At 36.6% G+C, this 12914-nt stretch carries 12 protein-coding genes; 9 read left to right on the top strand and 3 right to left on the bottom strand.

Annotated elements, in window-relative coordinates:
* Positions 1-6 precede the first annotated feature (6 nt).
* The 6 genes from AB3H90_RS01065 (at position 7) to AB3H90_RS01040 (ending at position 6429) form a co-directional block, all read left to right on the top strand.
* Positions 7-855 (top strand): MetQ/NlpA family ABC transporter substrate-binding protein, encoded by an 849-nt coding sequence (locus AB3H90_RS01065; RefSeq protein ID WP_094940302.1) that lies wholly within the window; start codon positions 7-9, stop codon positions 853-855.
* Positions 856-1094: 239 nt separating this feature from the next.
* Positions 1095-1727 (top strand): PepSY domain-containing protein, encoded by a 633-nt coding sequence (locus AB3H90_RS01060; protein ID WP_368015975.1) that lies wholly within the window; start codon positions 1095-1097, stop codon positions 1725-1727.
* A 75-nt stretch (positions 1728-1802) separates the two neighbouring features.
* Positions 1803-2735 (top strand): dihydroorotate oxidase, encoded by a 933-nt coding sequence (locus AB3H90_RS01055; RefSeq protein ID WP_034697978.1) that lies wholly within the window; start codon positions 1803-1805, stop codon positions 2733-2735.
* Positions 2736-3060: 325 nt separating this feature from the next.
* A complete protein-coding gene (locus AB3H90_RS01050) occupies positions 3061-4509 on the top strand; it encodes an amidase (protein WP_368015974.1) in 1449 nt (482 codons plus the stop codon).
* 234 nt (positions 4510-4743) lie between these two features.
* Positions 4744-5433: a hypothetical protein gene (locus tag AB3H90_RS01045; protein ID WP_034697974.1), complete on the top strand. Its 690-nt coding sequence runs from the start codon at positions 4744-4746 to the stop codon at positions 5431-5433.
* A gap of 6 nt (positions 5434-5439) precedes the next feature.
* Positions 5440-6429, top strand: coding sequence for a sce7725 family protein (locus tag AB3H90_RS01040; protein ID WP_368015973.1), 990 nt, complete (start codon positions 5440-5442; stop codon positions 6427-6429).
* Positions 6430-6503: 74 nt separating this feature from the next.
* Here the strand turns inward: AB3H90_RS01040 and AB3H90_RS01035 are convergent, their stop codons facing one another.
* The 3 genes from AB3H90_RS01035 to AB3H90_RS01025 form a co-directional block, all read right to left on the bottom strand.
* Positions 6504-7061 carry a guanylate kinase gene (locus tag AB3H90_RS01035; RefSeq protein ID WP_368015972.1) on the bottom strand — a complete coding sequence of 186 codons (558 nt, stop codon included), beginning with the start codon at positions 7059-7061 and terminating at the stop codon, positions 6504-6506.
* 201 nt (positions 7062-7262) lie between these two features.
* A complete protein-coding gene (locus tag AB3H90_RS01030) occupies positions 7263-8444 on the bottom strand; it encodes a NupC/NupG family nucleoside CNT transporter (protein ID WP_010719151.1) in 1182 nt (393 codons plus the stop codon).
* Between the two features lie 230 nt (positions 8445-8674).
* Positions 8675-10177, bottom strand: coding sequence for a DUF1846 domain-containing protein (locus AB3H90_RS01025; protein WP_053766017.1), 1503 nt, complete (start codon positions 10175-10177; stop codon positions 8675-8677).
* A 156-nt stretch (positions 10178-10333) separates the two neighbouring features.
* Here AB3H90_RS01025 and AB3H90_RS01020 point away from each other — a divergent pair, with 156 nt between their 5' ends.
* The 3 genes from AB3H90_RS01020 (at position 10334) to AB3H90_RS01010 (ending at position 12818) form a co-directional block, all read left to right on the top strand.
* Positions 10334-10525, top strand: a complete 192-nt coding sequence (locus tag AB3H90_RS01020) for a hypothetical protein (protein ID WP_010719153.1) — start codon at positions 10334-10336, stop codon at positions 10523-10525.
* Between the two features lie 329 nt (positions 10526-10854).
* Positions 10855-11754: a viral A-type inclusion protein gene (locus AB3H90_RS01015; protein ID WP_181914989.1), complete on the top strand. Its 900-nt coding sequence runs from the start codon at positions 10855-10857 to the stop codon at positions 11752-11754.
* Entirely contained in the window at positions 11751-12818 is a 1068-nt protein-coding gene (locus AB3H90_RS01010) for a hypothetical protein (protein WP_181914988.1), read from the top strand. Before AB3H90_RS01015 ends, AB3H90_RS01010 begins: the two co-directional genes overlap by 4 nt.
* The last annotated feature ends 96 nt before the right edge of the window (positions 12819-12914 follow it).

The raw sequence follows: 12914 nt of genomic DNA, 5'->3' as shown, positions 1-12914 counted from the left end.
AACTTCATGAAAAAAATAGTGACTATAGTCTGTCTGTTCGTATTGGTTCTCATTGGGGGTGGTTGTCATTCAAAAGATCAATCATCACACGCTCAGAAAAAACATGAAATTGTCATGGGGGTAACTGGAGGACCGTATAACGATTTATTTGATGATGCGATTGCACCTATATTAGAATCGGAAGGATATACGATTAAACGAATTGAATTTTCTCAATTTATCCAATCAAATACTGCCTTAGGTGAAGGAAAGATTGATGTAAACGTTGCTCAACACTCCGCTTATATGAATGTTTTCAATAAGGAGAATGGGACTGATTTAGTTCCTTTAGTTGCTACACCCTCTGTTCCGTGTAATTTGTACTCTTCCAAATATACAAGTAAAGAAGAGGTGAAAAAAGGAATGATGATTGGGATTCCCCAAGATCCGAGTAATGCAGCACGAGCCTATGCGGTTCTTGCTAAAGCTGGTTTTATTCAAGTGGATAAACAAGTGAAAAGTACCGACTTGACTGCAAAAGCAATCACAAATAACCCCTATCAGTTAAATATCAAAGAGATGGACACGAACACTTTACCACACGTGTTGGATGACCTTGATTTTGAAGTCATACCTGGAAGCACAGTTGAAGATGCAGGAATTCGACAACAACTTCATTTGATCGAGCTAGAAAAAATGGTGCCTGAATTACAAATCGTAGCTGCTGTGACAAAAGAAAATGAAAAAACGGATTGGGCAAAAGCGATTAAGAAAGCCTACCAATCAGAAAAATTTCGTACATATATCAATAGTCATAATAAAGATAATTACTGGATCATACCTGACATTTCTGAAACTGAGAATAGCAGTCAATAAAGATATTACATATTAGCAATTGAAAGGAAGCGTTGCGTTTTTACTTAAAACACGTTTTGCTTGTTCGTAGAAGCGGAGACAATTTTTTCTTATTTTGATTTTTTAGACAAGACTGATTACTTTTTTAGTCTTGTCTTTTTTTGCTATTTAATGATTGATTTGTTCAAAAATGACAGAACAACTTTACTTGTGTATACTTAAATTAAAGTGATTTTTATTCAAGAAAGGAAATAAATTTTATGAAAACTAATGTTATTTTTTGTGGGCTGTTTTCTTTACTATTGTTAGCAGGGTGTCAATCGAATCAGGCTACACCAGAATCAACGCCAGCGCCAGCGACTACGTCAACAAGTACTGGTCAACAAACAACTTCTTCAACCGAAGCATCAAATCAAACAATGAATTCTGGGACGAATGCAACAAAAGAGATCAAAGTATCTGCACATAAAGCGATTGAGTTGTTTCAAAAAGAATATCCAAATGCAGCGATTACCAGTTTAGAATTAGATAGTAGTTGGGGAAGTTTCTTCTATAAAATCGATGGTGTTGATGATCAAAATGAATACGAAATGAAGATCAATGCAGCAAACGAAGAAATTCAAAAACAAAATCCTGAGCGTTTAGATCAAGATGAACAAAATGGACAGAAGAAACAAGAAGATGCTTTGGACACAAGTAAACTTCTAAGTATTGAAGAAGCAGCAAAGATCGCTGAAAAACAAGCGGGTGGGGGAACAGCCACTGACTGGGATCTTAGTAAGGAACTTGGTACCACTTACTGGGAAGTGAAAGTGAAAAACGGGAATAAGAGTACTCAAGTAAAACTCAATAGTCAAACAGGAGAAGTTTTAGCAACTGAAAATGATGATTAATTGTCTTGAGCCTATTTGCTTTTGCTTGACTTGATGATAAACTAGAAAAAATGATTCATCAAAGGAGAGAATGACTTGACCTTAGAAACGACTTTTTTTAATCATACTTTTGCTAACCCTTTTATGAATGCCTCCGGTGTTCATTGCATGACAACGACAGAACTAGTTGAATTGGAACAATCCAATGCTGGCGCTTTTATCACAAAGAGTTGTACACTGAATGAACGTGCTGGAAATCCAGAACCTCGTTATTTCGATGTACCTCTTGGAAGTATTAATTCCATGGGATTACCTAATCGTGGATTTGATTATTACTTAGATTATGCATTGAACTATGAAAAACAGCAGACACAACCGCTCTTTTTCTCTATTGCAGGTATGAGTGCAGCAGAAAATTTGGAAATGTTGACATTGATTGAAAAGAGTGACTTTCAAGGAATCACTGAATTGAATCTTTCTTGTCCCAATGTTCCTGGCAAACCACAGTTAGCCTATGATTTTGAGGCGACGGAAGATTTATTGCAACAAGTTTTTGCCCGTTTCACCAAACCATTAGGAATCAAATTGCCCCCATATTTTGATTTGGCGCATTTTGATCAAATGGCTGAAATTTTGAATCAATTTCCTTTAACTTATGTAAATTCTATTAATAGTATCGGCAATGGTTTGTATATCGATCCTCAAAAAGAAGCAGTCGTGATCAAACCTAAAGAGGGTTTCGGTGGACTTGGTGGAGAATATGTGAAACCAACCGCTTTAGCGAACGTCCGTGCTTTTTATACTCGCTTGAAACCAGAGATCAAAATTATTGGTACTGGAGGCATTCGGAATGGACAGGATGCTTTTGAACATTTATTATGTGGAGCAACTATGCTACAAATCGGTACCGAACTTCACAAAGAAGGACCGAAAATTTTTGATCGCATCACGAAAGAACTCGAACAGATCATGACAGAAAAAGGGTATCGAACCATCGATGAATTTAGAGGGAAACTAAAAACGATCTAATCGTTAACGATTCTCTAAGTGATAAAATAAAAGACAACAATAAAAAATAAGCCAAAGAATCCAAACATAGTTTCTCTTATTTTGGAAATCTTTGGCTTATTTTTATGCGATCCGGTGGTTTTAGAATAATAACTGGTGGTTAGCTTTTAGTCTATTCGTTGGTTTGCCATGAATAGTACCTTAGCTATTAGGATTCAATAGGTGTATATAATTACTGATAAAAGCACCACCGTTTCTAACATGAAGCGTAATCATTCTTTTTGTTTGTTGAATAGAAATATGAGAAAATGGCACAAAGGTATGACAAATAAAAGGAGGGATTTACTTGAAAGATGGCATGGAGATCGTGAAGGGTCTAAAAAAGAAGCAGTTCAGTTACAAGGAATTAGTCAAAGAGGTTAGCCAAAAAGTAGCAAAATTAAATCCAGAATTAAATGCGTTCGTTACTTTTGAAACAGACCAACCGATTAAAGATGAGGCACCAATTCTAAAGGATGAACAGCCTTTAAGCGGCTTGCCGTTCCCGTTGAAAATGTTAGGACAGGAAAAGCAAGGTTGGTTAGCTACATCAGGCTCAAAGCTTTTTCAAACTCATCGCTCATCTAGAAATTCAAATTTTGTTTCGCAAGTTAAAAAAATTGGTCTTATCCCACTTGGACAAACAAATGCGCCAGAGTTTGGATTTAAAAATATCACCGACCCACAACTTTATGGTCCAGCTAAAAATCCTTGGAATCTTGCGCATTCGCCAGGTGGTTCAAGTGGTGGGGCAGCAGCCGTTGTTGCTTCTGGCATTTTACCGATCGCTGGTGCTAGTGACGGTGGAGGATCAATTCGCATACCTGCTTCCTTTTGTGGTCTGATTGGCTTAAAACCTTCACGAGGAACGATGCCAGTTGGTCCTCATGCTTGGCGAGGTTGGCAAGGAGCAGCGATTGATTTTGGTTTGACCATTTCTATGAGAGACACCAAAGCTTTATTTGCAGGACTGCGAAGTATCCATTCAGGAGCGCCTTATCAAGTTTCGCCAGCGGAATGGCAAGAGCATCCACCAAAAAAACGGTTGAAAATCGCTGTTTGCACAGAATCACCGATCCACACAAAAATCAGCGATGAAGCACGACAAGCAGTGACCAATGCGGTGACATTTTTAGCACAAGAAGGCCATGAAATCATTGAAATCAATTACCCTCTTGATGGAAGAGCCTTGATTCAGTCTTATTATCAAATGAATGGAGCAGAAACAGCTAGTATGATTCACTCGATTGAATCTGGGTTAGGACGGTCGGTTGCTCAAAATGAACTTGAACCGATTTCTTGGGTACTACTAGAATACGGCAAGAAGGTTTCTGCAGCGAACTATATCCAGTCGCTTCATGTTTGGGATCATGCAGCAATCACAATGGAAGAACTATTTCAAACTGTTGATCTTTTTCTTTCGCCGACAACAGCATTTACTGCTCCAGAAATTTCCACTGATCTTCAAAGCGATGAAATTCGGGCAAAAATGGCTGGAATCAACGAATGCAACGAACAAGAAAGTTTAGCAATTATTTCTGAAATGTTTGAGGAAAGTTTAAAGATCACGCCTTACACCCAACTGGCAAATTTGACGGGACAACCAGCAATCAGTTTACCCACACATATCAGTGAGGAAGGTCTGCCTTTGGGTATCCAATTCATGGCTGCCAGAGGACGAGAAGACTTGCTCTTTCAAATTGGCGAAATCTTTGAAAATCATCAAAAATTCTATTTACCGCCAAGTTATCAATAATAGTCAGTTGAAGAAAAGCAGTTGGGACTAAGAAAAATTTAGACTCGACTGTTTTTTTCTGGCTGTCAGCTACCTCGTGACGATGTTTTGTCCCATTCATTTCGCAGGATTAAAGTGAACAAAAACTAATTCTAAATATTTTTAAGGAAACGATTCAAATAATAATTAACGATAGATTTTTTGTTGGATCTAAGGTAGAATGGGTAGGCGAAAATATGTTCGGAGGTGGAGGAATTGAAAACTCCTTTAACGATCGAAATGGAAACTTCTCTTTATCAATACTGTATCGAACAAGGGGGCATTGTCGTAGAAGAGGTGACCATGCCTGACGACCATGGTATCGTAGATACATTAAGTTGTCTTACAAAGTTTGATGGTACAAGAGAGTGGCGTTGCTATGAGTTGAAAGTATCAAAAGCGGACTTTCGTTCCACTGCAAAATTATCGTTTGTCGGGAATTACAATTATTTTGTATTACCTCAAACACTTTTTGATGAAGTCAAAGCTGAAATCCCCACTGGTATCGGTGTTTTAGTTTATCGACCTTACGGGATAGCAGAAGAGATGCCAGCTTCTGGTACATTCATTATTGCTAAAAAAGCAATGAAGCAACCGTTAGCAGTGGCAGAAGAGGCGCTACTCAACCGTTTTATGGCTTCATTATTTAGAGAAGTAAGAAAAGCCAAACAGATGGAACGAGGCGTCAAATATTTTCCAACTGATCAGTTGTATAAAGAATTAAAAAAACGTTCAGATTCTCAAGATCCATTTGCCAAAGAGCGTTATTATGAACGATTTATTGAGGAAACAGAAAATCAAGCGATCCAAGATTTACAAGCAGAAATCAACGCTTTACAGCTAGATTATGAGAATCTTCGACAAAAGCAGCAAGTTAGACGCTTGCCAACAGAGCCATTGGAGTGAATAAGTATGTACTATCCTTATTTGAGAGGGAAACAGTTTGATCTTTTAGCATTAAAAGAAATGATTCAACAGAATCTATTATCTAAAAAGGTGGTTCCCATCATCGAACCAGTTCGTGATTCAGCTACCTTTAAAAACGTTGTCGAGTTATTCCAAAAAGTAAATCACCCGCTGATCATCATCGATAATCCCCAAGTGGGTCAGTTCAAACTTTTTGATGAACATTTACATTTATGGGAAGAAAAAGAAAATAGTTCCATTCAACATGCAATGATCATCACGTCCGATAATTACCAACAGATCATGGAGCAACCACCTAAATTGATCATTTTTGATGGACAACATCAGCCGCGTGATCCAAAAATATGGAAAGAACTTTCAAAAATGGATACTCATTTTTTGTTACCAGACCATAGTCGGTTCCATATCTGGTTACCAGAAAACAAAATCATCATAAAAGAAGCCTTTAAACCAAGAAAACACGTAGAAGATTATAGCGAAAAAATAGATGATTTTTTTAGCGACGACTATTTGTTTTTTAAAGAAGAGGGGAATCATGGCTTTTCAGATTTTACGATTGAAGGAAGGCGCTATTTTGATAAAGGTTTTCCTAGTCGGGCATTGGCACTTCATCTTACCTATGTTGATGCATATGGTAATCTCAGAGTAAAACATTTTATTTCTGATACGAACGATTCAGCTAAGGATCAAGCACTAAAGTTTTTTGAAGCTGTTGAAAAAATGCAACAGTGGGTATTGAGGAACCAAGATCAACTATTGATTACAACGGGTATATTAGCCTTGCTTTCTTTGAAACAACAACAAAAATTTCCTGGTTTAGGTGTATTGAAAAAATGGACATTGGTCCATCATTTAGAACTGCTCAGTTTATTATTAGACCAGCCGACTAATTGGTTACGCATGTATTCTAAAGTAGAAGAACTACATTCGCTGATTTGTGGTATTGGACATGCAGAACGACAAAAATTGGTTTGATCCCCCTCACTAGTTTATGTTTTGAAGCTAGTGAGAGATTTTTTTGCTAATCAATCCTGTTTATCAAAATAAGATCATTCTTTGAGCATTTTTATTTGTCGCTTAAATTGGTTTTTGGTGGATTCTAACCCTTCATTATTTGCTAAAACAATGAGGTTTGGTCGTTTTTTTAACTCATCTAATTCCTTCGTGTCTTGCTCAAAAAGAGCAAGCCTTTTTTTGATTTGTTCTGGAGCATCTCCACGTTGTTCTAAGCGTTGCTTCAATTTATTTTTAGCGATAGTCACAAATACTGGCTGAATCTGTTCACCAAATGCATGGTAGAGTGCCCAAAAACCAGCAGCAGTTAAAATCGTATAACAATCGCCATTACTCAACTTTTGAGAAATCTCCCTCTTTGTTGAACCATATTTATGTCCCGCATATTCATCCCATTCCACAAATGCCTGTTCAGTGATCAACTGTTCAAATTTGTCTTCAGAGAGAAAATAGTAATCTATTTGGTCAGTTTCACCTTTTCGAGGAGAACGAGTCGTCGAAGTGACAATTTTTTCTTTTGGTTCAAATAGAACATTAGCAATGGAAGTTTTTCCTGAACCAGAAGGACCAATAAATACATAACATTTGTTCATTATGAATCTCCTTTAAACCTTTATTTCTTTTATTAACGATACACGAGAAAGTTTCTTTTAGCAATTGTTCTTTTCGCATAGATATTCCAGGTGGACGACAATAAATTTTGTCTTATAAAAAACACTCTCTTGAGTCTTTAGAAAATCGTCTAAAGAGCAAAGAGAGTGTTTTAAATATACAATTCAATTAAATTTAATCATTTAGACTAATAAACCAGTGACGATCGCACTTAAAAAGCTGACTAATGTGGCAGTCAACAAGATTTTTAATCCATGTTTCGCAACTAAGTTTCCTTTTTCTTCATTTAGACCTTTCATAGCACCCGAAATGATTCCAATGGAAGAGAAGTTAGCAAAAGATACTAAAAAGACAGATAAAATAGCTGTTGTACGTTCAGTAAAATGCAGATTCCCAGTAGCTAGTTCTGTCATCGCAACAAATTCATTTGTCACAAGTTTCGTCGCCATGATACTACCCGCATCCACAGCTTCTTTCCAAGGAATCCCGCTGATAAATGCAAGTGGAGCAAAGATGTAACCAAGAATTTCTTGGAAAGAGATCCCAAAGATTCCACTAAAAATAGCATTGATCATAGCAATAAGAGCAACAAATCCAATCAACATAGCAGCTACTGTAATCGCTACATGAAAGCCGTCAAGAATATATTCTCCAAGCATTTGGAAGAAAGTTTGTTCTTTGTTTTCTTCAATGATCAACTCATCTTCTTTTTCTTCTAATTCATAGGGGTTAACGATGGAGGCCAAGATATACCCACCGAATAAGTTCAATACCAGCGCAGTAATTACATACTTAGAATCGATCAACGCCATATAAGAACCTACGATCGACATCGAAACAGTCGACATGGCAGAAACGCTCATGGTAAATAAACGTTTTTCAGATAAGAAAGGCAATTCTTTTTTTATTGAAATAAAAACTTCAGATTGACCTAGTATTGCTGAAGCAACACCGTTGTAAGATTCTAATTTCCCCATACCGTTGATTTTACTTAAACCCAATCCAACTGCCTTCATGAATAATGGCAAGATCTTGATATATCGCAAAATCCCGATGATTGCAGAAATAAAAACAATCGGCATCAAAACATTTAAGAAAAACGGCGCACTGCCTTTATTGGCTACCCCAGCAAAAACGAAATTGACTCCTTCACCTGCAAACGCCAGTAAATGATCGAATACTTTCGCTAACATGGAAACGACTGCTGTACCAAAAGTCGTTCGTAACAAAATAAAACCAAAAATAAATTGCAACACGATCATCAATAGTAAAGGTTTTACTTTGATGGCTTTCTTGTTGGTACTAATCAAAAAAGCAAGGCTAAAAATAAAAAGTAATCCAATAATTCCTAAAATCTGACTCAAACTATCACTCCTAATCAAAATTCCGTTTAATTTTACACGTTTTATCGTTAAAATACTAATTTTTTGCTAAGATTATCATCGCTTTTTTAGACTGAAACGCATACATTTCAATTGAAACGGATACAACAAAATAAAACTCTTAAAAGATTATCAGTTGCACTTTTTCAGGTGCAATTTAAATAAAATCTTTTAAGAGTTTATTCAGCTATTTGTTCATAAAGAAATAATGCTTATTGATAAAATAAATTTTCCGATGGATAGAAGGGAGCACTTGTGATATCAATACCTAATTGTTTCAACGTTTGTTCGTCATTTTTATTGACGATGACTGTCGAGTGAGCTTGAGCACCATCTAATTCAGCAAGTTTGTCATAAGCTACTTGAGCGATAGGGTTGGTGACCGCACTGATCGAAAGAGCAATCAGTACTTCATTTAGGCTCAATGTATCAACGGAAGAATGCAGTGCGGAAGACTTCATCCCTTGAATACGTTCTAGAACAAGTGGCGACAACAATGGAATATTATCTGAGATATGTGCCAAATGTTTGATCGCATTTAAAATGACGGCAGCAGAAGCATTCATTAAAGAACTGGTGCGTCCTGTAATGATCACTTCATCGGGTAATTGGATCGCGATCACCGCAGAAGGATCGTTGCTGTCATTTTGAACAGTTTTTGCATACTCGTGAGCAGGCAATACCACTTGACGGTCTTCAGGCTGAAGACCTACTTCTTCCATGATCAATTTAATTCGATTTACTGCTTCCTCATCGATCAATCCTTTTTTGAAATCACACTCTGTTTGGAAATAGCGGCGGATGATTTCTTGTCGAGAAGCTTCTTGCACAACTTCATCATCAACGATTCCGAATCCCACACGATTCACACCCATATCGGTAGGGGATTGATAGATTGATTCTTTACCAGTGATTTTTTCAATGATCCGTTTGATTACTGGAAAGGTTTCAACATCTCGATTATAGTTTACAGCAACCTTGCCATAGGCATCATAATGGAAGGAATCGATCATATTGACATCTTTTAAATCCACAGTGGCAGCTTCATAGGCAATGTTTAGTGGATGTTTCAATGGGACATTCCAAACAGGGAAGGTCTCAAATTTTGAATAACCTGCTGATTGTCCTTTTTGGCTTTCATGATAAAGCTGATTCAAACATGTTGCTAGTTTGCCACTACCAGGTCCAGGAGCAGTAACAACAACGATTGGCTTACTGGTCTCAATATATTCATTTTTGCCAAAGCCGTTTTCAGAAACGATTTTTTCAACATTAATTGGATAATCTTCAATTTCTGAATGTTTGTAGACTTTGATATCACGTCTTTCTAATTTATTGACGAAGACATTCGTAGCTGGCTGACCATTGTAACGAGTAATGACGACACTATTGATAGATAATCCGTAGCCACGCATTTCGTCGATCAAGCGTAAAATATCCATGTCATAAGTGATACCATAATCCCCACGAATTTTATTACGTTCAATGTCTCCAGCGTAGACGCAAATCAAGATTTCTGCTTGATCTTTTAATTTTTGTAACAATTTGATTTTTGCATCTTCTTCAAAGCCAGGCAAAACACGTTTGGCATGCTTATCATCGACCAATTTGCCTCCAAATTCTAAATATAATTTGTCATAGTGATTCACTCGTTCAAGGATATATGCTGATTGTTCTTCGATATATTTCTCTGAATCAAAACCGATTTTTTTCACGAGATTCCCTCCTTAAGTACTAAAGCATTTTTTCATTTTTTTTGATTTTCGTCAACTAGTAACTAACACCGGATTAAAACAACAGATAAAATCTCAAATCTGGCTTGTTTCATCTTAAATTCATTGGTATGATAGTTTTGATAAGGAAGGTGTCACATGAAAAAAAGACAGAAAAAGAAAAACGCATATAAACAATATATCCGTTCGATTTTTACCGGTTATGAAAAAATGCTCGAAAATACTGATTTAGAAGAGATGAAGTTTACTTATTTGAATGAAGAAACACTATTATCTCGTGATGAAAATCAGCGCATTCACTTCACAACCAGAGATCTGCCTCAAAAATAAAAAAATTACTGAGTGAAAAAGAGTGGGGGGATCTGTAGTAACCCCCAAAAGTTAGAATCTAACTTTTGGAGGTCGCTTCAATCCTCTTTCCACTCTTTTGTTTTACTCTCGATACGTAAGATTATTCAATAGTGAAAGTACAATAATCAGACCTTATCAAAACGGTGGATAATCAATGAATATTGATTAAAAGATACATAGAGGAGGAAGCCCTTTGTAACATTTTTTTCTATAAAATGGTACTATTAAATTATCAATTCAATAGTAAGTAAACTCAACCTATTGTGCTTCTGTCCAAGAAAGTGGATAACTGTGAGGAGGTAATCAAAATGAAAGAAACACCACAAGAAAATAACGAAGAAATCATCATTCAGCAAGAAGATGACACTACTTTTTTTGATATCAAAGAAAAAGCTAGTACGAATCTATCTCAACTGTTAGAGGATTTACAAGCATTTGAAAGAGCTGTTCGTGAAGAAAACATTCCAGAAATCTATCAACTGTATAATGGTCATTTAAATGAGGAATTGAAAAAAAGTTCGAATGAAAACCATGAAATCGATCAGCTATTAATGCGGAAAATCCATGATCGCTTTATTCAAGAATTTCCATTTATGGAGCTAGTCGAAAAGATTTCTCCTACGATGAGTTATTACAAGATCGGTACGTATTATCACGAAAGGCCAACAATTGGCATCGATGCTAGTCTACCGGAAATTTTCGTTTTGCCCCAAATTGACGAAGAGTGGGGCACCTATGCAAACCAAGAACCGGATGACTACAGTCAACAAATTAACGAACTTGATGCTAAAGTCATCACTGCAAAAGCCGAGATCGATCGTCTGGATGAAGAATTAAAAGAAGTGGATCGCCAAATCTCTGATCTGGATGACACTAAAGGATTCTTAAATCGGAAAAAAATTGATGAAGAAATCCAAGAACTAAAAAAACAAAAACAAGCATTATCGAATGAAAAATTAGGCTGGATGCCTTATCTTGAAGCACCTGAAAAAATCCAAAATCAAAAAGCTGCTTTACTTAACGAAGCAAAAGCGAATCAATTACGTGCAGCGATCGTTGAAAAAGAACAACGACAAATCAATCGCTACTTCGGTGGGATAGAAGGGTTCAGTCAAACCATCCATCATTTCCTAATGAATTACTTAGGAAATGTTGACCCACATAAAAACCCAGAAGTATCGATGCAAGAGGGAGGGGTAGAGGAATGAATGAGCATGAAGAGTTAGAAAAAAATGAAGAGCTGGAAGCACAATCGTTAGCAGAAACGACTGTGACGGAAGAAGCAATAGAAACAGATCCTGAAAACTCCAGCAAACACTCTGCTTCTGAAGATGATTTGCTTGATGAAAATGAACAGGTCACTTCTGAACAATTAGAGGCAATTGAATCCAGTCATCCACATGAAGCGAGGGAAAATCAAGTCTATTTAGAAACAAAAGAAAAAGACCATCAAGACATTGTTCTTTTGATTGAAACAGCAGAGGCAGAATTAGCGGATTTACGCTTACGGAAATATCTACTTGAATCGGACTTTTCACAATTATTAGATGCTTTTGAACGCTATATCTTAAAAGCAGAACCTATTTCCCCGATTGGTAAGACAAGTTTGATCGAATACTTTACTTATGAGTTGCTAAAACCTTTAAATGATATTGGTTTGAAATTCTCTAATACCACTTATGATACTTGGGAAACACGACATTTTTCGATCAACTATCGTTTGAATGAGTCCAATCAATTAGTATTTTCTTTTGTTCTTCCGACGATTGATCAACGATACCAAGTGGAATCACTCAACTTATTGGAAGTTTCACCAGAAACGATGGAAATCACGGTTCAGGATGACCGTGTGTTATCTTTGATTCGTTATTGGTCTGTTGAACGGGTATTCTCTGCTGGTCAACTGACTATTTTCAATCATAAGTTCAACCAAATATTAGCTCATGCACGTCACTTAGGTTTCTTAGTCAAGCAAACCTTACTAGATAACACCCAACCGTTACATCTGAATCTTCAAAGTCAATTTGAATTGACTGACCAGGTACTAGATGACATCTTTATCGTAGCGATGAAAAATCCTCAATATGATTTTGAAAAAATTGGAGAAGAAAAATACCAAGTTCTATTAGATAAAGGACAATCCATGATCATTTCCAAAAATCAGAAAAACCAAACAATGCTTGAAGTTTCTTCTGGGGAGTACCATCGATCAGTGATTGATTTCTTTATCAATTACGAATTTTTGGTTCCTTTGATGGTTCGAAAGGCTTAGACAGGATATAAACGTGTGGCAATCCTTAGAGAGATTGCCGCATGTTTTTTGTTCCGTCTGCAGGCAATAGATCACACGGTTCTTCCGAGAGATAGT

This window comes from Enterococcus sp. C63 (assembly GCF_040887215.1).
GTDB classification, from domain to species: Bacteria; Bacillota; Bacilli; order Lactobacillales; family Enterococcaceae; genus Enterococcus_B; species Enterococcus_B hirae.
Note: the sequence above shows the minus strand (reverse complement) of the source record. Positions and strands in the feature narration are given on the sequence as shown.